The organism is Promicromonospora sp. NPDC057138 (assembly GCF_042670845.1).
Taxonomy (GTDB): Bacteria; Actinomycetota; Actinomycetes; order Actinomycetales; family Cellulomonadaceae; genus Promicromonospora.
The window spans coordinates 139,003-159,750 of the sequence record NZ_JBHUUX010000008.1; the positions used below are offsets into that span (position 1 = coordinate 139,003).

23 protein-coding genes are annotated in these 20,748 nt (G+C 72.3%); 18 read left to right on the top strand and 5 right to left on the bottom strand.

Features of this window, described 5'->3' with window-relative positions; translation table 11 throughout:
* The first annotated feature begins 159 nt into the window (after positions 1 to 159).
* From ACFT2C_RS08080 to ACFT2C_RS08110, 7 genes are all read left to right on the top strand, one after another.
* Positions 160 to 1,434, top strand: coding sequence for a sensor histidine kinase (locus tag ACFT2C_RS08080; RefSeq protein WP_377206512.1), 1,275 nt, complete (start codon positions 160 to 162; stop codon positions 1,432 to 1,434).
* A complete protein-coding gene (locus ACFT2C_RS08085) occupies positions 1,431 to 2,099 on the top strand; it encodes a response regulator (RefSeq protein WP_377206513.1) in 669 nt (222 codons plus the stop codon). Before ACFT2C_RS08080 ends, ACFT2C_RS08085 begins: the two co-directional genes overlap by 4 nt.
* Positions 2,100 to 2,199: 100 nt before the next feature.
* Positions 2,200 to 2,739: a histidine kinase gene (locus ACFT2C_RS08090; RefSeq protein WP_377206514.1), complete on the top strand. Its 540-nt coding sequence runs from the start codon at positions 2,200 to 2,202 to the stop codon at positions 2,737 to 2,739.
* A 73-nt stretch (positions 2,740 to 2,812) separates the two neighbouring features.
* Positions 2,813 to 3,655 (top strand): DUF4097 domain-containing protein, encoded by an 843-nt coding sequence (locus ACFT2C_RS08095; protein ID WP_377206515.1) that lies wholly within the window; start codon positions 2,813 to 2,815, stop codon positions 3,653 to 3,655.
* Positions 3,656 to 3,802: 147 nt separating this feature from the next.
* Positions 3,803 to 4,579, top strand: coding sequence for an ABC transporter ATP-binding protein (locus tag ACFT2C_RS08100; protein ID WP_377206516.1), 777 nt, complete (start codon positions 3,803 to 3,805; stop codon positions 4,577 to 4,579).
* A complete protein-coding gene (locus ACFT2C_RS08105) occupies positions 4,576 to 5,337 on the top strand; it encodes an ABC transporter permease (protein WP_377206517.1) in 762 nt (253 codons plus the stop codon). Before ACFT2C_RS08100 ends, ACFT2C_RS08105 begins: the two co-directional genes overlap by 4 nt.
* A 171-nt stretch (positions 5,338 to 5,508) precedes the next feature.
* Positions 5,509 to 6,405, top strand: a complete 897-nt coding sequence (locus ACFT2C_RS08110) for an MBL fold metallo-hydrolase (RefSeq protein ID WP_377206518.1) — start codon at positions 5,509 to 5,511, stop codon at positions 6,403 to 6,405.
* A 71-nt stretch (positions 6,406 to 6,476) separates the two neighbouring features.
* Here the strand turns inward: ACFT2C_RS08110 and ACFT2C_RS08115 are convergent, their stop codons facing one another.
* Positions 6,477 to 7,187, bottom strand: coding sequence for a GntR family transcriptional regulator (locus ACFT2C_RS08115; RefSeq protein WP_377206519.1), 711 nt, complete (start codon positions 7,185 to 7,187; stop codon positions 6,477 to 6,479).
* A gap of 170 nt (positions 7,188 to 7,357) precedes the next feature.
* Between ACFT2C_RS08115 and ACFT2C_RS08120 the strand changes: the two genes are divergently transcribed.
* From ACFT2C_RS08120 to ACFT2C_RS08130, 3 genes are all read left to right on the top strand, one after another.
* Entirely contained in the window at positions 7,358 to 8,737 is a 1,380-nt protein-coding gene (locus ACFT2C_RS08120) for an MFS transporter (protein ID WP_377206520.1), read from the top strand.
* The gene (locus ACFT2C_RS08125; protein ID WP_377206521.1) at positions 8,734 to 9,759 is read left to right on the top strand and encodes an L-idonate 5-dehydrogenase; all 1,026 of its coding nucleotides are present in this window, start codon (positions 8,734 to 8,736) and stop codon (positions 9,757 to 9,759) included. The genes ACFT2C_RS08120 and ACFT2C_RS08125 overlap by 4 nt, the downstream gene beginning before the upstream one ends.
* A 129-nt stretch (positions 9,760 to 9,888) precedes the next feature.
* Entirely contained in the window at positions 9,889 to 10,407 is a 519-nt protein-coding gene (locus tag ACFT2C_RS08130; RefSeq protein WP_377206522.1) for a DUF664 domain-containing protein, read from the top strand.
* A 13-nt stretch (positions 10,408 to 10,420) separates the two neighbouring features.
* Here ACFT2C_RS08130 and ACFT2C_RS08135 read toward each other — a convergent pair whose 3' ends face one another.
* Positions 10,421 to 10,855, bottom strand: a complete 435-nt coding sequence (locus tag ACFT2C_RS08135) for a VOC family protein (protein ID WP_377206523.1) — start codon at positions 10,853 to 10,855, stop codon at positions 10,421 to 10,423.
* A 202-nt stretch (positions 10,856 to 11,057) separates the two neighbouring features.
* Between ACFT2C_RS08135 and ACFT2C_RS08140 the strand changes: the two genes are divergently transcribed.
* Positions 11,058 to 11,879, top strand: a complete 822-nt coding sequence (locus ACFT2C_RS08140; protein ID WP_377206524.1) for a CHAD domain-containing protein — start codon at positions 11,058 to 11,060, stop codon at positions 11,877 to 11,879.
* Positions 11,880 to 11,903: 24 nt separating this feature from the next.
* Here ACFT2C_RS08140 and ACFT2C_RS08145 read toward each other — a convergent pair whose 3' ends face one another.
* Positions 11,904 to 12,362 (bottom strand): winged helix-turn-helix transcriptional regulator, encoded by a 459-nt coding sequence (locus ACFT2C_RS08145; RefSeq protein ID WP_377206525.1) that lies wholly within the window; start codon positions 12,360 to 12,362, stop codon positions 11,904 to 11,906.
* A 92-nt stretch (positions 12,363 to 12,454) separates the two neighbouring features.
* On the opposite strand from ACFT2C_RS08145, the gene ACFT2C_RS08150 reads away from it, so the two are divergent.
* The 3 genes from ACFT2C_RS08150 to ACFT2C_RS08160 all read left to right on the top strand — a co-directional run bounded on the left by ACFT2C_RS08150 (position 12,455) and on the right by ACFT2C_RS08160 (position 15,909).
* Positions 12,455 to 13,288, top strand: coding sequence for an alpha/beta fold hydrolase (locus ACFT2C_RS08150; RefSeq protein WP_377206526.1), 834 nt, complete (start codon positions 12,455 to 12,457; stop codon positions 13,286 to 13,288).
* A gap of 158 nt (positions 13,289 to 13,446) precedes the next feature.
* Positions 13,447 to 14,619, top strand: a complete 1,173-nt coding sequence (locus tag ACFT2C_RS08155) for a MarP family serine protease (protein WP_377206527.1) — start codon at positions 13,447 to 13,449, stop codon at positions 14,617 to 14,619.
* 75 nt (positions 14,620 to 14,694) lie between these two features.
* Positions 14,695 to 15,909, top strand: a complete 1,215-nt coding sequence (locus ACFT2C_RS08160) for an MFS transporter (protein WP_377206528.1) — start codon at positions 14,695 to 14,697, stop codon at positions 15,907 to 15,909.
* A gap of 158 nt (positions 15,910 to 16,067) precedes the next feature.
* On the opposite strand, the gene ACFT2C_RS08165 is transcribed toward ACFT2C_RS08160, so the two are convergent.
* Complete coding sequence (locus ACFT2C_RS08165) at positions 16,068 to 16,739, bottom strand: GNAT family N-acetyltransferase (RefSeq protein WP_377206529.1); 672 nt, start codon at positions 16,737 to 16,739, stop codon at positions 16,068 to 16,070.
* 10 nt (positions 16,740 to 16,749) lie between these two features.
* Positions 16,750 to 17,325, bottom strand: a complete 576-nt coding sequence (locus tag ACFT2C_RS08170; RefSeq protein ID WP_377206530.1) for a CGNR zinc finger domain-containing protein — start codon at positions 17,323 to 17,325, stop codon at positions 16,750 to 16,752.
* Positions 17,326 to 17,423: 98 nt separating this feature from the next.
* On the opposite strand from ACFT2C_RS08170, the gene ACFT2C_RS08175 reads away from it, so the two are divergent.
* From ACFT2C_RS08175 to ACFT2C_RS08190, 4 genes are all read left to right on the top strand, one after another.
* Complete coding sequence (locus tag ACFT2C_RS08175; protein WP_377206531.1) at positions 17,424 to 18,335, top strand: DMT family transporter; 912 nt, start codon at positions 17,424 to 17,426, stop codon at positions 18,333 to 18,335.
* A gap of 19 nt (positions 18,336 to 18,354) precedes the next feature.
* Positions 18,355 to 18,681, top strand: coding sequence for an aldo/keto reductase (locus ACFT2C_RS08180; protein ID WP_377206532.1), 327 nt, complete (start codon positions 18,355 to 18,357; stop codon positions 18,679 to 18,681).
* Positions 18,682 to 18,733: 52 nt separating this feature from the next.
* On the top strand, positions 18,734 to 19,228 hold the full coding sequence (locus tag ACFT2C_RS08185; protein WP_377206533.1) for an RrF2 family transcriptional regulator: 495 nt from the start codon (positions 18,734 to 18,736) through the stop codon (positions 19,226 to 19,228).
* 156 nt (positions 19,229 to 19,384) lie between these two features.
* Positions 19,385 to 20,746 carry an FAD-binding oxidoreductase gene (locus ACFT2C_RS08190; RefSeq protein ID WP_377206534.1) on the top strand — a complete coding sequence of 454 codons (1,362 nt, stop codon included), beginning with the start codon at positions 19,385 to 19,387 and terminating at the stop codon, positions 20,744 to 20,746.
* Positions 20,747 to 20,748 lie beyond the last annotated feature (2 nt).

A 20,748-nucleotide genomic window follows, 5' to 3' on the forward strand; every position in this document is an offset into this window, starting at 1 on the left:
CTGACGAGGACTCTTGTGTACCGCGCTGGTAGTACTCCGGGATACCGCCCGGGCGGGACGCATGCGCCCGCCGGGTGCGGGATGCTTGGCACGGCGCAGCCGGCGGACGGCGGACGGCGGACAGCGGACAGCGGACAGCGCAGCGGACAGGAGGACGACATGCAGCTCGGCCACACCCACCGGGTTCCCCCGTGGGCCGGCCACGTCGCGGCGTCCGTCGCGGTGCTCATGACGAGCGCGCTCCCGACCGACGAGGACCTGCCGCCGGAGTGGCAGGCCGACCTCTTCGCCATCGCGCTGGTGGCGACCGCGCTGCTCCTGCTGCGCCGCCGGCGACCCGGCCTGACCGTCGCGGCGACGGTTGCCGTGGTCTGGCTCAGCGTGCCGATCGGGCTGTTCAACCCCGGGATTGTGACGGCCGTCGCCATCGCCACGTTCACGGCGGGCGGCGCGCTGCCCCGCCGGCGCGCGCTGTGGCTGGTGCTCGGCGCCGGCGTCCTCGTGAGCAGCGCGGGGGCCGTCGCGATCGGCCGCGGGTCCGTGCAGTTCCTGCTCCTCGTCCTGCTCTTCGGCGCGCTCGGCGACCTGCTCCGGGTCCAGCGCGAGCAGTTCCAGGCCATCACCGAACGCGCCGAGCGCGCCGAGGCGACGCGCGAGGCCCTGGCCAACCAGCGCGTCGCGGAGGACCGCCTCACCATCGCCCGCGACCTGCACGACGCCGTCGCGCACCAGATCGCGGTCATCAACCTGCACGCCGGCGTCGCGGGCTCGGCGCTGCGCGAGCGGCCGGACGACGCCGAGCACTCGCTGGCCGTCATCCGCCAGGCCTCGCGCACCGTGCTCACCCAGATCGGCGACCTCCTGGCCACGTTGCGCGACCCCGGCTCGCCGGGCACGGGACCGGTCGGCCTGGCCCAGCTCGACGACATCCTGCGGCAGTTCCGCGGGCACGGGCTCGACGTCACGGTGCGCCGGCTCGGCGACGCGCGCGAGCTGCCCCCGGCGGTCGACGTCGTCGCGCTGCGCGTCATCCAGGAGGCGCTCACCAACGCCCACAAGCACGGCGTCGACCACCGCGCCCACGTCCTGATCGAGTACCGGCCGGGCCGGCTGCACCTCACCGTCACTAATCCCATCCCCGCCCAGCCCGCCCACGCCGCCCAGCCCACCCGCACCGCCCAGCCCGCGAGCACTGGCCCGTCCGGGAGCACTGGCCCGTCCGGGAGCTCCGGCCCGACGCCGGACGGCGCCGACGCCGCTCGGACCCCCACCGGCAACGGCCTCATCGGGGCGCGCGAACGCGTGGAGTCGGTGCGCGGCACGCTCCGCTACGGCCGGACCGGGGTGGGCTCGTGGGAGCTCGACGTCGACCTGCCCGCACCTGCTCTCGGACCCGCACCCGGGCCAGCCCCAGCACCAGGAAGCCGCTCATGATCTCGGTCCTCATCGCGGACGACCAGGCGCTCATCCGCTCGGCGATCGCCGACCTCATCACGCACAGCGAAGGCCTGACCATCGCCGGCGAGGCGGCCGACGGGCACCAGGCGGTAGCCCTCGCCCGCAAGCGCCGTCCGGACCTCGTCCTGATGGACATCCGGATGCCCGGCATGGACGGCATCGCCGCGACCCGGGAGATCTGCGCGGACCCGGACCTGGCGGCGGTCCGGGTCCTGGTGCTGACGACGTTCGAGGAGGACGAGTACATCGTGGGCGCGCTGCGGGCAGGCGCGAGCGGCTTCATCGGCAAGGGGGCGGAGCGGGAGGACATCGCCGCCGCGATCCGGGCGGTCCACCGCGGCGACGCGCTGCTGTCCCCCGTCGCGACCCGGACCTTGATCGACCGGTACGTGCACTCGGCGCGCCTGCGCACCACCGAGCCGTCGCGGGCGCTGGACGACCTGACCGAGCGCGAGTCGGAGGTCCTGGCGTTGGTCGGCACGGGCCGCTCGAACGGCGACATCGCGGAGCTCCTGGCCATCTCGCCGCACACCGCCAAGACCCACGTCAACCGCGTCATGACGAAGCTGAACGCGCACGACCGGGCGCAGCTCGTCATCGCGGCGTACGAGAACGGGCTGGTCGAGCCGGGCGGTCGCTGACCTGCGGCATCACCCCGCGACACCATCTGGCGTCAAACTGGTGTCAGGAATGACGCCACAGGGGTTGCGGTGACACCACGAGTGGTGTCATAGTTGCGGCATGGACCTCACGAGATATGTCGACGAGCTGCAGCGCCAGCTCTCCACCGCGGCCGCCGCGGGCGGGGACGAGGCGCGCGAGCTCGCCGGCCGCCTGACCGCCCCGCTCGATGCCGCGGTGCGGCTCGTCCTGCTCGAGGCCCTGTCCGCCGCGGCCGGCGAGATCTCCGCCGAGCTGGCACCGGGCTCCGTCGACGTTCGGCTGCGCGGTGGCGAGCCGGAGTTCGTCGTCGCAGCGCCCGCCGCCGCACCCCTCCCGACCTCGGCACCCGCTGTGACCTCCGCACCCGCACCCGCCGCGCCGTCCGCCGCACCGGCGAGCGCCGACGGGGACGCGGGCGCCACCACGCGCACCACCCTGCGCCTGCCCGACCACCTCAAGTTCCAGGCCGAGGCCGCCGCCGCCCGCGAGGGCGTCTCGGTCAACACGTGGCTCGTGCGGGCGGTCGCCGGGGCGCTCGACCAGCCCACCGGCCGCCCCGCCCCGCAGACCGGACCCGGACAGCCCGCCACGAACCGCCTCACCGGCTGGGTGCGCTGACCGCCGGACGCGCGACACCACCCAGACACCACACCACCGCCACCACCGTCCTTCGCCCTCACCTGGAGTTGTCATGCCCACTTTCCCCGCCCCCACCCCCGTCCCGGTCGTCGTGGACGTGCCCTTCGGTAACCTGCACGTCGTCGCCGGGGAGCGTGACGACGTCGTCGTCACGGTCCTTCCGGCCGACCCGTCCAAGTCGGGCTCGGTGCGCGCCGCCGAGGAGACCCGCGTCCAGCGCGACGGCGACGCCGTGACGATCATCTATCCGGCGGCCTGGAAGCAGTACGTCCTCCCGTTCGCGGCCGGCGGCGCGATCGTCAACATCGAGGTGCCCGCGGGCTCGGACCTCAGCGGCAAGGCGGGCTCGCTGTTCGCCGAGGGCCGGCTCGGTACCGTCGACCTGAACCTCAACGGCGGCGACGCCCGGGTCGACGAGGCCGCCCGGATCGACCTCAAGGTCTCGGCCGGGAACGTCATCGTCGGCCGCGCCACCGGGCCCACGAACGTGAAGGCGAGCGCCGGCTCGGTGCGGATCAACGAGTTCGACGGCGAGGGCACGGTCCGCGCCAGCAACGGGACCACGACCATCGGGGCCGTCACGGGCACGTTGGACGTCGTCGGGGCGCACGCCGAGATCGCCGTCGGCCGGGTGCACGGCACGCTCAGCGTGAAGTCGGCGCACGCCGGCATCCGCGTCGACCGCGTCGAGTCCGGCAGCGTCACGCTCACCACGTCCTACGGCTCGATCGAGGCCGACGTGCCCGAGGGCACCGCGGCCTGGCTCGATGTCACCTCCGAGCACGGCACCGTCCGCAACCAGCTCACCCCCACCGAGGGCCCCGTCGAGAACGAGGCCACCGCCGAGATCCACGCCAGCACGGGCTGGGGCGACATCATCGTCCGCCGCCCCTGATCCCGTCCCCGCCCGGCCCGGCCTGAACCCCGGACCGACCTGAGATCCCGGACCGGCCACGCCGGCCGGGAGACCCACAGACCGCCTCCCTGGCTACGCCTTACCCAAAACCGTCCTGGAAGAACCGTCCCCAGAGAAGGAAGAACCATGACCATGCCCACCGAACGAGGTCGCGAAGCCGCGATCCAGGTACGGAACATCGAGAAGTCGTACAAGGACCTGCACGTCCTGAAGGGGGTCGACCTCGAGGTCGCCCGCGGCAGCATCTTCGCCCTGCTCGGCTCCAACGGCGCCGGCAAGACCACGGTCGTCAAGATCCTCTCGACCCTCCTGAGGGCCGACGCCGGCACCGCCACCGTGCAGGGGTTCGACGTCGCGACCCAGGCCGCGAACGTGCGCGAGTCGATCAGCCTCACCGGCCAGTTCGCCGCCGTCGACGAGGTCCTGACCGGCCGCGAGAACCTCGTCCTGGTCGCCCGCCTGCGCCACCTGGCCGACCCGGGAAAGATCGCCGACGACCTCCTGGCCCGCTTCTCCCTGACCGAGGCGGGCGCCCGCAAGGCCGCCACCTACTCAGGAGGCATGCGCCGCCGCCTGGACATCGCGATGAGCCTGATCGGCAACCCGCCGGTCATCTTCCTCGACGAGCCCACCACCGGGCTCGACCCCGAGGCCCGCATCGAGGTCTGGGGCGCCGTCAAGGAGCTCGCCCGGAACGGCACGACCGTGCTGCTGACCACGCAGTACCTGGACGAGGCCGAGCAGCTCGCCGACCGGATCGCGATCCTGCACCAGGGCCGCATCATCGTCAACGGCACCCTCGCCGAGCTCAAGGCCCTGCTCCCGCCCGCCAAGGTCGAGTACGTCGAGAAGCAGCCCTCGCTGGAGGACGTCTTCTTCGCCGTCGTCGGGAGCGAACGATGACCAAGCACTTCTTCAGCGACACCGCCGTACTGACCGGCCGGTCCCTGACCCACATCATGCGCAGCATGGACACGATCATCACGACGGCGGTCACGCCGATCGCGCTGATGCTGATGTTCGTCTACGTCTTCGGCGGCGCCATCGACACCGGCACCGACGACTACGTGAACTACCTGCTGCCGGGCATCCTGCTGATCACCATCGGCTCGGGCATCGCCTACACGGCCTACCGGCTCTTCCTGGACCTCCAGGGAGGCATCTTCGAGCGGTTCCAGTCGATGCCGATCGCCCGCTCGTCGGTCCTGTGGGCGCACGTGCTGACCTCGCTGGTCTCCAACATGATCTCGATAGTCCTGGTCGTCCTGGTGGCCCTGCTCATGGGCTTCCGCTCCGGGGCCGGCGTGCTGGGCTGGCTCGCCGTCGCCGGGATCCTGATCGTGTTCACCCTGGCCCTGACCTGGATCGCCGTCATCGCCGGCCTGTCCGCCAAGACGGTCGACGGCGCGAGCGCGTTCTCCTACCCGATCATCTTCCTGCCGTTCGTCAGCTCGGCCTTCGTGCCCACGGAGACCATGCCGGGCCCGGTGCAGTGGTTCGCGGAGAACCAGCCGGTCACGTCCATCGTGAACACGATCCGTGACCTGCTGGCCCAGCAGCCGGTCGGCACCGACATCTGGGTCGCCCTGGCCTGGTGCGTCGGCATCCTGGTCATCGCGTACGTCTTCGCGATGTCGGCCTACCGGCGCCGGATCGCCTGACCGCACGGCCCACGGCCCAGGGGCGCGCCGCCGAGTCCATACCCGACCGGTATGGACTCGGCGCGATGGGTGTTGGACCCCCGCCGCTCCCTCGACTGGACTGGTGCTCACCGCGCGGGACCCCGCGCCCGTCGCGAGGCCGTGCCAGCCCCAACCCACCCAAGGAGTGCCGTGCCCCAGGAGATCCCGGACCCCGAGGTCCGCATCGACAACGCCCGCGAGATCGCCGAAGGGATAGTCGTCATCGAGAACCGCGGCGTCGAGCTGGTCCCGAACATCGGCGTGATCGCGGGCGCCGACGCCGTGCTCGTCGTCGACACGGGGATGGGCCTGCGCAACGCGGGGTCCGTCCTGCAGTACGCCCAGGACGTCGCCGCCGGGCGGGAGCTGTTCCTCACGACCACGCACTTCCACCCGGAGCACGCGTTCGGCGCCCAGGTCTTCGCGGGCGCCGCCACGTACGTCGCGAACCGCGCGCAGGCGGACGACCTGGCGCACAAGGGCGCCGGCTACCTCGACATGTTCCGCTCGCTGGCCCCGACGGTCGCGGACCGCCTGGCCGACGTCGTGCCGCCCACGCCCGACCTGGTCTACGACGGCACCTACGACCTCGACCTCGGCGGCCGCGTGGTGCGGCTCCTGCCCACCGGGCAGGGGCACACGCTCGGCGACCAGGTGGTGCTCGTCCCCGACGCGAAGGCGCTCTTCACGGGCGACCTCGCCGAGACCGCGCAGTTCCCGATCTTCCCCTGGTTCCCGCCCTACGACACCGACGTGTCCGGGCCGGGCTGGATCGGGGTGCTCGACACGCTCCTGGGCCTGGGCGCCGACGTCGTCGTGCCCGGCCACGGTGACGTCGGCGGCCCGGACCTGCTGCGCACCGTCCGGGACGCCATCACGGAGCTGCGCGACGAGACGGCGCGCCTGCGGGCCGCGGGGCGCCCGGACGACGCGATCGCCGGCGAGGTCGGCGAGATCCTGGTCGGCCGCCACCCCGGGTGGCACGGACGCGAGTGGATCCCGACGGCCGTGGCGGCGTTCCTCGCCGAGCGCGGGTCCGCGAAGTAGAGCGCCTGTCCAAGTCTCCCTGGCGACACCGGGGTGACTCGGACAGGCGCTCTACTTCGCGGACCCACAGCTCACTCCCAGACGGCGACGCTGCGGCGCACCGGCACCGAGCCGTCGTCCGCGGCGAAGAGCTCGGGCGAGCGCCGCCGCGTCTTCTCGATGTCGTCGAACACGGCGCGGAGGTGCGCCCGGAGGCTGTCCCGCGCGCTGGAGATGTCGCCGGCCACCACCGCGTCGAGGATGGCGTGATGCTCGTCGACGAACCGGCCGACCCCGTTGGTCTCGTGCAGGCCGAGACGACGCGCCCGGTCCAGATGCCCCTTGGCCGCGACGACGGTCGACCACGCCCTGCCGTGCCCGCTGAGCCGCAGCAGCCCGTGGTGGAAGGCCTCGTCGAGCGCGAAGAACGTCTCGAGGTCGAGCCCGGGCGCGCGCTGCTGCTCCAGGTTCGCCCGGAGCTCGGCGACCAGGTCAGGGTCGAGGGTGTCGGGGATGTCGTCGAACGCGGCCAGCTCGACGGCCTCGCGGAGGAACTGCGCGTCCGCGACGCGCGCGGCGTCGACCCGGGAGACGAACGACCCGACCTTGGGGAACACCCGGACCAGGCCCTCCTCGCCGAGCAGGATCAGGCTCTCGCGCACCGGCGTGCGGCTGACGCCGAGGGACGCCGCGAGCTCGTTCTCCGACAGCGAGGCGCCCGGCGCCAGCTCGAGGGTGAGCACCTTGCGGCGCAGCGTCTCGTAGACGACGCTCCGGTTCGATCGGATCGAGGCTTGCCCCATGTCAGGCAGTCTACGGCGCGGCGACCCCCCGCTCTCGCACCCGCGCCGGTTGACACCAACTTGTGGACGCTGCTTACATACAAGTCCTGCCACACTTCGATCCACGGGCATTCCCGACAATGGCGTCAGTCCAGAACGCAAGGAGCACTCTTCCAATGGCGGAAACAGCAATGACCCCACCAGCGGCACCATCAGGTACCGCGGTCACCCGGTCGACCAAGGACCTCACCAAGGCTGCCGTCTCGGGCTGGCTCGGTACGGCCATGGAGTTCATGGACTTCCAGCTCTACTCGCTGGCCGCGGCGATCGTGTTCAACCAGATCTTCTTCCCCGGCGTCAGCCCCGCGATCGCGCTGATCGCCGCGATGGCCACCTACGGCGTCGGCTACGTGGCGCGGCTGGCGGGCGCCATCTACTTCGGCCGCATGGGCGACCGGCTCGGCCGTCGCAAGGTCCTGTTCATCACCGTCGCTCTCATGGGCGTGTCCACGACGCTGATCGGCGTCCTGCCGACCTACCAGATGATCGGCATCGCGGCGCCGATCCTGCTCGTCGTGCTGCGCCTGATCCAGGGCTTCGGCGCGGGCGCCGAGATCGCCGGCGCCACGGTGATGCTCGCGGAGTACGTCCGACGCCGCGGCCTCGTCGCGTCGCTGGTCTCGCTCGGCACCAACTCCGGCACGCTGGCGGCGTCGGCCCTGTGGGCGCTGCTGCTGGTCGTGCTGAGCGAGGAGCAGCTCCTGAGCTGGGGCTGGCGGCTGCCGTTCCTGCTCAGCTTCGTGCTGATGCTCTTCGCGGTCTGGATCCGGACCAACGTCAAGGAGAGCCCGGTCTTCGAGGCCCGGCCCGACGTGGTGGACGGCGTCGCCCTCACGCGCGACGAGCTCTCCAGCAACGAGACCAGGACCACCACCGAGGAGCCGGTGCTCCAGGCGGCCCTCAAGCAGCGCAAGGGCAAGGCGTTCTTCCTGGCGCTGGCCCTGCGGTTCGGCCAGGCGGGCAACTCCGGGCTGGTGCAGACCTTCCTGGTCGGCTACATCGCCACCACCCTCGCGATGGACCGGGAGCTGGCCACCGAGGCCATCATGTGGGGCTCCATCGCCGGCTTCGCCACCGTGCCCGTGATCGGCATGCTCGGCGACCGGTTCGGCCGGCGCTCGATGTACACGGTGCTCTCGCTGCTCACCATCGCGTTCGCCTTCCCGATGATGCTGCTGATCACCGACGGCACCACCACCGGCCTGATGCTCGGCATGATCGCCGGCCTCAACCTCGGCGTCCTGGGCCTGTTCGCCCTGGAGAGCGTGACCATGGCCGAGCTGTTCGGCGCGCGCACGCGGTTCACCCAGCTCGCCCTGTCCAAGGAGATCGGCGGCATCCTCGCCACCGCGATCGGCCCCGTCGTGGCCGCGTCGCTCACCGCGGCCACCGGTAGCTGGTGGCCGATCGCGGCGATGCTCGTCGCCTACTCCCTCATCACCCTGGTGGCCGCCCGCCTCTCCCCCGAGACCCGCGGCCGCGACCTGGTCGCGCTGGAGGACGCCGTATGAGGGCAGTAGTCGTGCACGGCGCCGGCGACCTGAGGGTCGAGGAGCGCCCCGACCCCGTCGCCGGGCCCGGCGAGGTCGTCGTGGCCATGGAGTGGGGCGGCGTCTGCGGGTCGGACGTGTCCTACTGGAAGCACGGCGCCTCGGGCACCGCGGTCCTGCGCGACCCGCTGGTGCTCGGCCACGAGGTCGCCGGACGGGTCGTCGCGAGCGGGCCGGGCGTCACCGGCTGGGAGCCCGGGACGCCGGTCACCGTGCACCCCGCGCAGGCAGCCGACGGTTCGGTCCTGCCCCCGCGGCTGGCCGGGCGGACCAACCTCCACTCGCGGGTCCGGTACTTCGGCTCGGCTGCCTTCCACCCGCACACCGACGGCGGGTTCAGCGAGCGGCGGGCCGTCCCGGCCCACCAGCTCCGGCGGCTGCCCGACGGCGTCAGCACCGAGCAGGGGGCGCTGGCCGAGCCGCTGGCCGTGGCGATGCACGCGGTCAACCGCGCGGGCTCGGTGCGGGGCCGCGACGTCGTGGTCAACGGCGCCGGGCCGATCGGCTGCCTCGTCGTCGCCGCCGCGAAGTTCGCCGGCGCCGCCTCGGTCACCGCCGCCGACCTCTCCGCCGGCTCGCTGGCCGTGGCCAAGGAGCTGGGCGCCGACCGGATCCTCGACGTCGGGGCCGGCGACCGGCTGCCCGACGACTGCGAGCTCGTCTTCGAGGCGTCCGGTGCCCCCGCGGCCCTCGGCGGCGTGCTGCGGGCCACCGCCCGCGGCGGAGTCCTCGTCCAGGTCGGCAACCTGCCCGGCGCGCCGGCGCCCGCCGCCCTCGGCGACCTCGTCACGCGCGAGATCACCTGGGTGGGCGCCTATCGGTTCGTCGAGGAGATCAGCGACGCCCTCAACGCCCTGCGGGACGGGCTGGACGTGTCCGGGGTGATCACCCACCGGTTCGGCATCGACCAGGCCGGCGCGGCGCTCGCCGCGGCGGCGGGGCCGGACAGCAGCAAGGTGCTGATCCGCCTGTCCGACGGCTGATCCCTGCGGCCGGTCCCGACGGCCGGACCCCGACTGCCCGGTCCCAGGTGCGGGAACGCCCTGGGCGGGCAGCCCGGTGCCGTGGCATCGTGGCTGGTAGAGGCCACGGCACGAAAGGGGAGGATCGGCATGCGGAGTACTGATCTGCTCGTGGACGCGTTCGGCAGGATCCGGCAGACCGTGCACCACGCGGTCAGGGGTCTGACGGCGGACGAGCTCGCGTTACGCGTCGACGAGGACGCGAACTCGGTCGCGTGGCTCGTCTGGCACCTGACCCGGATCCAGGACGACCACGTCGCCGACGCGGCGGGCACCAGCCAGGTCTGGTCCGACGCCGGATGGGACCGCAGGTTCGGGCTGCCGTTCCCGGCCGAGGACACGGGCTACGGGCACGACGCCGACGAGGTCTCGGCGGTCCGCGTGCCGTCCGCCGACCTGCTCACGAGCTACCACGACGCCGTCCACGACCGGACCGTCCGGTACCTGGGCACGCTGTCCGACGCGGACCTCGACCAGGTGATCGACGAGTCATGGAACCCGCCGGTCACCCTCGGCGTCCGGCTGGTCAGCGTCGTCAACGACGACATGCAGCACGCCGGCCAGGCGGCCTACGTCCGCGGCATCGCGCTGCGGCAGCGCAGCCGCTGACCGACTCAAGCCGTCAGTCGACGCAGAACTCGTTGCCCTCGATGTCCTGCAGCGTGATGCAGGACTCGTTGTGCTCGTCCGCGCGCTGCGTCAGCACGTGCGTCGCGCCGAGCGCGATCAGACGGGCGCTCTCTGCCTCGAGGGTGGCGAAGCGCTCCTCGCCCACCAGCCCGGTGCCGACCCGCACGTCGAGATGCACCCGGTTCTTGACGATCTTGCCCTCGGGGACCCGCTGGAAGTACAAACGCGGGCCCACGCCTGTGGGATCGACACAGGCGAACGCCGCACCCTGCTCCTCGGGCGGCAGCGAGCCGTCGTAGTCGGCCCACGAAGCGAAGCCCTCGGGAGCCGGCGGCACGACGTACCCCAGCACCTCGCACCAGAAGCGGGCCACCCGCTCGGGTTCCGCACAATCGAACGTGACCTGGAACTGCCTGACCGTCGCCATCCGCCCACCCTAGTGGGCGCGATGCTCCGGCCGATGACCCCGCCAGGACGGCGCCCGCCCGCTCCCCCACCCTGACCTTTGTTGTGGGCGGGATCGTTGCGCCTCAACCGGGCACGTGGTCGCAACGATCACGCCCACAGCCAAGGAGTAATCTGGTGGTATCGCCGCTGATAGGACACCACATCCGGGGACCGCGGGCGAGGTGCTGACCCTCGCGGTCGGAGACCTGGTGCGCCAGATCCAGGACGGCGTCCCGGCGGCGCTCGCCGACGAGCCCGACGCCGTGCACCAGCTACGCACCTCGGTGCGTCGGCTGCGCAACGTCCTCGCCGCGTTCCGCAGGTACCTCGACAAGGACGCGACGGCCGAGCTCCGGTCCCGGCTCAAGGAGTGGGGCGACGCGCTGGGGCGAGCCCGCGACCTCGAGGTCCGCACCCTACAGGCGTCCACAGCGGCGGACGCCTCCGGCCTCGACAGCGCGGCGCGCTCCGCCCTGGTCGACCCGCTCCGGACAGCCCACGAGCACGCCCACGCCGACGCCGCGCGCTGGACCAGGTCGGACCGCTGCCGGGAGCTGACCGCACTGCTGGAGGCGTGGGCCGCCGAGCCCCGGCTGAGCGGACGAGCGTCACAGCCGGCCAAGAAGTCCGCCCGCCGCGCCGTCCGGCGCCAGGCCGAGCGCACCCTCGAGGCGGCCCGCGAGCTCACCGACCTCGAGAGCACGCACGAGCTGCGGAAGGCAGGACGCCGGCTGCGGCACACCTGCGACGCGATCACCCTCGCCCCCGTCGGCCTCCTCGGACGGCGGACCAAGCGCCTCGGCTCGGCCGGCCACCGGCTCCAGTCCCTGCTCGGCGACCACCGCGACGCCCTGCTCCTCGCCGAGCACGTCCGCGCGCACGCGGAGAGTTCACCGGAGTACGACGCCGTCGTCGCCGTGTGCCACGACCGAGCCCTCACCGCCCTGGCGGACCTGCCTGCCGCGCTCGGTGAGCTGGAGGCCAGCGCGCACTGGCGGCGCTAGGCCGCCGCGGTCAGCCGGCCGAGCTCACCGGCCGCGCGCCGTCCGGACGTCGTCGATCTCGGCCATGTGCTCCTCCGCCCACTCGCGCAGCAGCGCGAGCGGCGCCGACAGCGAGCGCCCGAGCGGCGTCAGCGAGTAGAAGACCCGGGGCGGCACCGTGTCCTGCACGCGACGCCGGACGAGGCCGTCGTCGCCGAGCGTGCGCAGAGTCTGCGCCAGCATCTTGTGCGAGACGCCGGGCATGCGGCGTTCCAGCTCGGCGAACCGCAGCTCGCTCCCGCGGGCGTCGGCATCCGCGCCTGCGTCCGCGCCTGCGTCCGCTCCGGCGTCCGCTCCGGCGTCCGCACCGGCGTCGGCCAGCAGCTTGACGATCATCGCCGTCCACTTGGTGCCGACGCGGTCGAGGAGCTGCCGCGTGGGGCAGGCCGGGTCGAACAGGTCGCCCCGCCGGCCCGCTCGCCGTGTCGACTCGCTGGTACCCACGGGGTAACCACCTTTCCTCGTAGTGCCGTCTTCCGCGCCGCGACCAGCGTACCTACGGTGACCTGGTTACCAATGGTTACTGGAGGTCACCCATGAGTACACCGACTGAAGTACGTACCGTCGCGGCGAACGGCGTCTCGCTCAACGTGGCGGTGGCCGGGTCCGGACCGGCCGTCCTGCTGCTGCACGGGTTCCCGCACACGTGGACCGTCTGGTCGGACATGATCCCGCGGCTAGCCGGGTCGCACACCGTGATCGCCCCCGACCTCCGCGGCCTCGGCGACTCGGAGCGCACGGCCGGCGGCTACGACGCCGCGACGACGGTGGCCGACCTCGTCGCCCTCCTGGACGCGCTCGCCGTCGCCCAGGCGGACGTCGTCGGCCTCGACCTGGGCACGCCCGTCGCGACCCTCCTGGCACTGACCTCGCCGGACCGGGTGCGACGCCTCGTCGCCATGGAGGCGCTGGTCGGGGCGCTGCCCGGCGCCGAGGAGTTCCTGCGCGACGGCGCCCCGTGGTGGTTCGGGTTCCACGCGGTGCCGGGCCTGGCCGAGCGGGTCGTGGCCGGCAACGAGGCCGCCTACCTCGACTTCTTCCTGGACTCCGGCACCCGGGGCCGCGGCGTCGGCGACGCGTTCCGGGCTGAGGTGCACCGCACGTACCGGGGCGCCGAGCCGCTTCGTTCCGCGTTCGAGTACTACCGCGCGTTCCCGGCCAGTGCGGCACAGATCGCCGACGCCGCACCGGGCCGGCTCACGATGCCGGTCATGACCGTGGGCGCCGCGTCCGTCGGCGACGTCACGTTCCGGCAGCTCGCCCCGCTCGCCGACGACATCGTGGGCCGTGTGATCGCGGACTGCGGGCACATCATTCCGCAGGACCGCCCCGACGAGCTCGTCTCGCTGCTGCTGCCGTTCCTGGCCTGACGCCGCCCCGAAAGAGAGGTGAAAGCGCCGGTGAAACTTCTCGGCGCGAATCTGGCGATCACGTGAGGGAGGCGGGTCGGAGGTCAACGCACCCAGGTTCAGCGCTTACCGTCATCTCGTCCGGCCAGACGTTGCCCGTCGCCCACGAAGGAGCCCCTGTGCAGCTTTTCGACCTGGTGCTTCTCGTGGTGCTGTTCCTCGCCCTCATGGCCGGGCTGAGCCGCGGGCTCCTTGCGACGCTCGGCGGCCTGATCGGGCTCATCATCGGCGGCGTCGCGGCCTTCTGGGCCGTGCCGGCGGTGAACGACATGCTGCCGTCCTCCGAGTGGCGCGGCCCGATGTCGATCGTGGTGGCGCTCCTGCTGCCGCTGTTCGGCGCGTCCCTCGGCGCCGGCCTGGGCCACAACCTGCGGCGGGGCGTGGACCGCACTTCGCTGCGCCCGCTGGAACGCCTGCTCGGCGGCGTGGCCAACGTCGTGGTGGTCGCGCTGGCGCTCTCGTTCGTCGGCAACGCCGTCAGTGCAACGGGCGCGCCCGGGGTCGCCTCGGCGGTCTCGTCGTCCACCGTCCTGCGCACTATCGACCGGCTGACGCCGCCCTCCGTGGGCCGCCCGCTCGCGGAGATGCGCGCCATCGTGCTCGACGACGGCCTGCCGCGCCTGAACATCCTGATGGTGCCTAAGGCGGCGCCGGTGGTGCCCGACGTCGACCTCAACGACCCCGCGCTGGAGGCGTCCGCGCATTCGGTGGCCCGGATCTCCGGCGTCGCGTACGCGTGCGGGATGAGCTCGACGGGCTCCGGGTTCGTCGTCGCCCCCAACCGGCTGGTGACGAACGCGCACGTCGTGGCCGGCGTCGACCGGCCGGTCGTCGAGCTCCCCGGTGGCGCGGTCCGGGAGGGACGGGTGGTCTACTACGACCCCGTCGACGACCTCGCGGTGATCGCCGTCCGCAACCTGGACGCGGACCCGCTCGGCATCGCGCCCACCCTGTCGGCGGGCGACCGCGCCGTCGTGCAGGGCTACCCGTACGGCGGGCCCTTCACCTCCGGCAGCGCCGGGGTGATCAGCGTCAACACCGTGCGCGTGCCGGACTCGTACGGTCGCGGCGGCGCCCCCCGCGAGGTCTACTCGCTGGCCGCCGTGGTGCGCCCCGGCAACTCGGGCGGGCCGCTGCTGACCACGGACGGGGACGTGGCGGGCGTGGTCTTCGCGCGCGACGACTCCGACCAGAACGTCGGCTATGCGATGAGTAGCGCCGAGCTGCGGCCGGTCGCGTCCCAGGCCGAGGGCCTGGACACCGCCGTGTCGACGGGACAGTGCGCCGGCTGACCGAAGCGGGCAGACGCGACTGTGTCGTCTGGTTTCCGCCAGTAGTCGGCGGTCATGATTCCTAGGGTCACTGGTGTGACAACCGAACTCGCGAAAGAATCCACCACGGCTCCTGTTCTGCGGAGCCCGGTCGTGCTGTTCATGGCCGTGGCCGCCGCCCTCGGAACGGCGGCGATCTACCCCTTGCAGCCCGCCATCGCTGACGTTGCACGCTCGCTGGGATCGTCGACCGCGGCTGCGGGTATCGCTCTCGCGTGCGGGCCCGCGGGCTATCTGATCGGGCTAGGCCTGCTGGTCCCGCTGGTCGACCGGTTCCCTCCCCGGTACGTGCTGGCCGCGCAGTTCAGCGCGCTGGGCCTCTCGATCGGTGCGACGTCACTGGTCTCGACGAGCTGGCTGCTGGGTCTGTGCGTCCTGCTGAGCGGCGTGTGCTCCTCGGTCGGCGCAGGCCTGAGCTCGGTTGCCGGGCGCTTGTCCGGCACCGGCCGCCGCGCGACGGTGCTCGGCATCGTCACGGCCGGGATCTCGGCGGGGATCCTCCTCGGCCGCATGACAGGTGGCTGGCTGGCCGACGCCGTCGGCTGGCGTGCGATGCTTCTGGCCTTCGCTGCCGCATCCCTGGTGATCGCCGCGGCCACCTGGCTGCTGCTGCCCAGGGTCGGCGGCGGTGCGCGGAGCGGCTACCTGGCAACCCTGCGATCGATGCCCGGCTTGTTCGTGCGGTTCGCACCACTGCGGCTGGCCGCCGCCAGGGGTGCGGCCTGGTTCTTCGCGTTCTGCGCGATCTGGGCGGGCCTGGCGGTTGCGTTGTCCGGGCCGCCATACGGCTACTCGGCCGAGCGGATCGGCCTGTACGCCCTAGCCGGCCTCACCGGGATCCTTGCGACCCGGGCCGCCGGCGTACTCACCGATCGGCTCGGGGCCCGCCCGGTGATCCTGGCCGGGCTGGCCATCGCCGCCGTCGCGTCAGCGGCGATGGGCTTCGTCCTGGGTAGCCCTGGCCTGATGGTCGCCTGCCTGGCGTTGTTCGACGCCGGTCTGTTCGCCGCCCAGGTCGCGAACCAGAGCACCGTGCTGGCGATCGACCCACAGGCACCGGCGCGCTTCAACAGCGCCTACATGATCGTCTACTTCGTGGGCGGGAGCCTGGGCACCGCCTTCGGCGCGGTGGCAGTGGCCTGGATCGGCTGGTCGGGCACTACTGCCGCCGCCGTGGCGGCGATCGCGGTCGGCGCCGCGATCACCGTTGCGGCAGCTCGCCCCCAGGGTCGCCGTGCTCAAGCCCGCTGACGGGTCCGCTTCGAGAACACGATCATGCATGGGTTTCCCCTCAGAACCATGCAAGATCGTGTTCTCGAAGCGGACCCGTCAGTGACCGTGACCCACACTCGCGGCGCTCGCTGACGAACCGTGACCTGCCCGTCCGGGACGAGGCGGCCCGGGCGGGATCAGGCCGTCGCCTGGTAGACGAACCCGGCGAGCGGCGCGTGCACCCGCCAGCCCAGCGCCTCGTACAGGGCGCGGCCCTGGGCGGTCGCGCCGAGCACGCCCGTCGACGCGCCCCGCGCGACGGCGTCGTTCGCCAGAGCGCGCATCACCAGGCTGCCGAGGCCGCGGCGCTGGTGAACGGGATCGGTCTCGACCATGTCGACGACGGCGCTCTCGCCGGTAGGCGCGATCTGTCCCCGAGCGGCGACCGCGCCGTCGGCGGAGAGCACGCGCACGAAGGTCACACCCTCCCTGGTCTCGGCGGTCAGCGCATAACCCTCCGGGGCGCGCACATCCGAGGGGCGCAGCTCGGTAGCCATGAGAAAGGTCGACGGCCCCGCCGTCCAGCCGGGCGGGAGCCAGGGTGCGACGGCCTCCGGCGCGACGAACGCCTTGAGCCAGGTGTTCGGCACCGTGATCGACCCGGCCATCTTGCGGACCGCGGCCTCGTCGGCGTCGAGCAGCACGTAGCGCGCCACGTGGTGCGGCAGGCCGACGTCAATACGGAAACCCTCCGCCTGCTCCACCGGCGGTGCGGTCCCCCGCGAGACGGCCCAGCCGAGCACCCACTCGCGTGCGAGCCGCGACACCATCGCTCCCCCTTTGCTGCCCAGCGCGGATCTCCTTCGCACCGGCCCGATGCTATCGAGCAACTGAGCGCTCGTAATGGCGTCGCTGCCGGGCGCGGTTGCCACAGTCCGCGGGATCGCACCACTGCCGCCTGCGGTTGCGGCTGGTGTCCATGAAGAGCCATCGGCACTCCTGACAGGCGCTGAGCCTGCGGAGGGCCTCGGCATCGGTGAGCACGGACGCCGCGTCGAGGGCCACTTCGGTGAGGAGCGTGGGCGCCCTGGCGGTCCAGGTGGCGGCAGTGGCACCGGCCTCGAGCACCAGCCTCCGGTCGCCCCGCGCACCGGCGGCCAGCTCGCCGATGCGCGAGACGTCCGAGGATGCCGGCGTCGCGCGGTCCACGAGGTCGAGGAACACCCGCGCGAGCACCTCGCGGAACTCCCGGAGCTCGGCGATGTCACCCACGAATGCGACGACTCCGGCAGCATCTGCCCAGGTCGCAGCGTTCCCTTCCGGGTCGAGCCAGTCATGTTGCCGATCCGTGCCGCGATAGCTGACCAGGTTCGCGAAGTCGAGCGCGGGCGTACCGCCGATCAGCTTGTACGTCCCCCGGTAGCTGCCCGGATCGAGCGCCACTGGCTCCGCCATCCGACCTCCTAATGCCTGTGAAGTGTTTGACACGTTAGCAGGACGATGCTTGGGTTGACTAACTCTCAAATCTGTCTACATGCGTTAGGTGCTGGTTCGTGCCACCTCCACGAGCACCCCGGCAGGCCGCTTCGCCGTCGTTGAGCGCGCGGGTCCGTCCCGAGCTGTTCTTCGTCGGGTCCGCGATCTTCCACTACCTCGGGCCGGCGTTCGCCGTCCTGCTGTTCGCCCGGCTCGAGCCGCTCGGCGTGGCCTGGCTGCGGATCCTGTCCGCCGGACTCGTCTTCGCGCTGTGGCGGCGCCCCTGGCGGGCATGGGCGTCCTCCGGTCCCGCGGAGCGGCGCACGGTCGTCACCTGGGGAGGGCTCCTGGCGCTGATGAACGCCAGCTTCTACCTGGCGATCGACCAGCTGCCGCTCGGGACAGTGGCCGCGGTCGAGTTCGCGGGGCCGGTCCTGATTGCCGCGGTAGCGCTGCGCAGCGTTCGCAACCTCGCCGCCCTGGTCGTCGCGGTCGCCGGTGTCGCCTTGCTGGCGGAGGTCAGCCTTAGCGGATCGCCGCTCGGCTTTGCTTTCGCGATCATCAACATGGCCCTGTTCGCCGGCTACATCGTCCTCGCGCACCGGGTGTCCCGGCACCGGCACCTGGTCGGCATCGACGGGCTCGCCATGGCCATGCTGATCGCGACCGTGTTCGCCCTCCCGATCGGCATCGTCGACGCCGTGCCCGCCTTCACCGACCCGCTCGCCCTCGGCGCCGCGACCGCCGTCGGCGTGACGTCGTCGGTCATTCCCTACGTGTTCGACCAGCTCGCCATGCGCCGGATCGCGCGAGCCACCTACGCCCTGATGGTCGCGCTCCTCCCGGCAACGGCCACCGTCATCGGCGTCGTCGTTCTCACCCAGGTGCCCACCCCCGCCGAGATCCTCGGCGTCGCCCTGGTCATCGTTGCGGTCGCGTTGCATCGCGACGCCACGCCTGAGATCAACATCGAGAAGGGAAACAGATGAGATACGTGCGGCTGGGCTCGTGCTCGCCGGCACCAGGGAACGAGGCGGCCGACGGCAGACCGTCCGGGCCGGCGCCGACCCCGTCGCCGACGACCTCTACGGCGACGAGGACTTCGACGTCGCCGATGCGGTACGGGCGGTGGCTGACGAGAAGGGTCTCCCGTCAGCCCAGGTCGCGCTCGCCTGGCTGCTGCACCGGCCGGCGGTCACCGCGCCGATCATCGGCGCCACCACACCGCATCATGTCGACGACGCGGTCGCGGCGCTCGACGTCATGCTGAGCCGATCCGAGCTGGATCGGCTGGAGTCTCCCTATCGGCCGCATCCGGTCCTGGGTCACTCCTGAGATATCTGGATATTATTTGACTAGATTGTCGAGGACGCATAGTCTCGCCGGCATGAAGTTGAACCAGGGCGTCGAGTGGGCGCTGCACACGTGCCTGAACCTCGGCTGGATCGAGGAGGCCGGCGATGTGGGCGCGGCGCCGACCGCACGCCTGGCCGACTTCTACGACCTGCCGCCGGCGTACCTGAACAAGCAGCTTCAGGCGCTGGTCCGAGAGGGAATCCTCTCGTCCACGCCAGGGCCTCGGGGCGGGTTCCGGCTCGCGCGGCGGCTGGAGGACATCACCGTTCTCGACGTCGTCGTCGCCATCGAGGGGCGGGCGGGCGCATTCGACTGCGCGCAGATCCTCCGCTCCGGCCCGGGCGGGGATGCGGGCACGAACTACCGGGAGTCATGCCTGATCTCCCAGACGATGACGAAGGCCGATCTCGCCTGGCGCAAGGAGCTGGCCTCCGAGACGCTCGCCGACATCCGCGAACGCGTCGTCAGCCTCTACCCGGACACGCCGAGCTCGACTCGCAGCTGGTTCCTCAACACCAAGCACTGACCTCGACCATCTCGCCAACGCCCGGCCTTCGCCGAGCCCGACCCTCCAGTAATTCTGGATATCTGGTGTCGCCAATGCACGGGATGCTCCAGGCCGTCCACGACGCCGTCGTCACCCTGACCACGGCAACAACGACCACGTAAGGACATGACCACCATGAGCACGAACATCACCCCCGAGACCAGCGCACACGACCGCCCGCCACTGGTCCCCGGTTCTGCCGCCGGCCAGCTGACGACGGGGACCCGAGCCCGGGTCTGGCTGCCCGGCGACGCGGACTTCGACGCGGCCCGCCGACCCTGGAACCTGGCGGTCGACCAGCCCGTGGCCGCCGTCGTCGAAGCAGCCGACGCCGCCGACGTCGCCATCCTGGTCCGCAACGCCGCCGCGGCCGGGCTCGGCATCGCCACGCAGCCGAACGGCCACGGCGCGACCGGCCGCACCGCCGGCACGGTCCTGCTGCGCACCCGGCGGCTCGACGAGATCGTGATCGATCCCGTCGCCCGGCGCGCCCGGATCGGCGCCGGCGTCCGCTCCGGCGAGCTGCAGCGGGCGGCTGCCGCCCACGGCTTGACCGCGCTGCCGGGAAGCTCGCCCGTGGTCAGCGTCGCAGGCGTCGCGCTCGGTGGCGGCCTGTCATGGTTCGGTCGGGCCTTCGGCTGGGTCGCCGACAGTGTCACCGCCTTCGACGTCGTCGACGCGCGAGGCGCCGCCCACACCGTGACGGCCGAGAACCAGCCGGACCTGTTCTGGGCGCTGCGCGGGGGCGGCGGCGACTACGCGATAGTCACCGCGCTGGAGATCGCGCTGCATCCGGCGCCCGCCGTGTTCGGCGGCCGGGTGCTCTGGCACGGCTCCCACGCCCGGGCGGTGGCCGACGCCTACCGCGCCATGACGCGCGACGCCCCGGACGAGCTCACCCTCTGGCTGGAGCTGCTCCACTTCCCCGGCGCCGAGCCCATGGTCGCCGTCGACTCGACCTACCTCGGCGGAGAGACCGATGCCCGGGTGCTCACCCGTGCCATCGACCCGCTGCCCGAACCGCTAGCGGACACCCGCCGGGCCATGACCGTGGCCGAGCTCGGCACGATCACCGGCGAGCCCACCGATCCCGGACCGGGCCAGTCCCGGGCCGAGCTCCTCACCCGGCTCGATGACGCCGCGCTCGACGCGCTCCTCGGCGACCCGATCGCGCCGCTGATGACCGTGCAGGTCCGCCACCTCGGCGGCGCTCTCGCCCGGCCCAGCGACAGCCCGCACGGTCCGCTGACCGAGCCGTACGCCGTCTACATGTTCGGCGTTCCCAGCAGCCCGGCCGTCGCCGACGCCATCGTGTCCAAGCAGCGCTCGCTCAAGTCCGACCTGCCGGTCAGCGGACGCAAGCCACTCACGTTCCTCAACCCCGCCGAGACCCTCGGGGACGCGCTGCCGGCCGCTTCGATCGAACGACTCCGCCGGATCAAGGCCGCCCACGACCCGGCGGGCACGATCCGCGGGAACTTCAGCGCCATGGGCTGACG

Excerpts from the sequence above, each read along its gene's own strand:
- ACFT2C_RS08130 (WP_377206522.1), top strand. The coding sequence starts at position 9,889 with ATGCGGAGTACTGATCTGCTCGTGGACGCGTTCGGCAGGATCCGGCAG.
- ACFT2C_RS08100 (WP_377206516.1), top strand. The coding sequence starts at position 3,803 with ATGACCATGCCCACCGAACGAGGTCGCGAAGCCGCGATCCAGGTACGG.
- ACFT2C_RS08190 (WP_377206534.1), top strand. The coding sequence starts at position 19,385 with ATGAGCACGAACATCACCCCCGAGACCAGCGCACACGACCGCCCGCCA.
- ACFT2C_RS08090 (WP_377206514.1), top strand. The coding sequence starts at position 2,200 with ATGGACCTCACGAGATATGTCGACGAGCTGCAGCGCCAGCTCTCCACC.
- ACFT2C_RS08170 (WP_377206530.1), bottom strand. The coding sequence starts at position 17,325 with ATGGCGGAGCCAGTGGCGCTCGATCCGGGCAGCTACCGGGGGACGTAC.
- ACFT2C_RS08185 (WP_377206533.1), top strand. The coding sequence starts at position 18,734 with ATGAAGTTGAACCAGGGCGTCGAGTGGGCGCTGCACACGTGCCTGAAC.
- ACFT2C_RS08125 (WP_377206521.1), top strand. The coding sequence starts at position 8,734 with ATGAGGGCAGTAGTCGTGCACGGCGCCGGCGACCTGAGGGTCGAGGAG.
- ACFT2C_RS08150 (WP_377206526.1), top strand. The coding sequence starts at position 12,455 with ATGAGTACACCGACTGAAGTACGTACCGTCGCGGCGAACGGCGTCTCG.
- ACFT2C_RS08095 (WP_377206515.1), top strand. The coding sequence starts at position 2,813 with ATGCCCACTTTCCCCGCCCCCACCCCCGTCCCGGTCGTCGTGGACGTG.
- ACFT2C_RS08120 (WP_377206520.1), top strand. The coding sequence starts at position 7,358 with ATGACCCCACCAGCGGCACCATCAGGTACCGCGGTCACCCGGTCGACC.
- ACFT2C_RS08135 (WP_377206523.1), bottom strand. The coding sequence starts at position 10,855 with ATGGCGACGGTCAGGCAGTTCCAGGTCACGTTCGATTGTGCGGAACCC.
- ACFT2C_RS08085 (WP_377206513.1), top strand. The coding sequence starts at position 1,431 with ATGATCTCGGTCCTCATCGCGGACGACCAGGCGCTCATCCGCTCGGCG.
- ACFT2C_RS08115 (WP_377206519.1), bottom strand. The coding sequence starts at position 7,187 with ATGGGGCAAGCCTCGATCCGATCGAACCGGAGCGTCGTCTACGAGACG.
- ACFT2C_RS08105 (WP_377206517.1), top strand. The coding sequence starts at position 4,576 with ATGACCAAGCACTTCTTCAGCGACACCGCCGTACTGACCGGCCGGTCC.
- ACFT2C_RS08080 (WP_377206512.1), top strand. The coding sequence starts at position 160 with ATGCAGCTCGGCCACACCCACCGGGTTCCCCCGTGGGCCGGCCACGTC.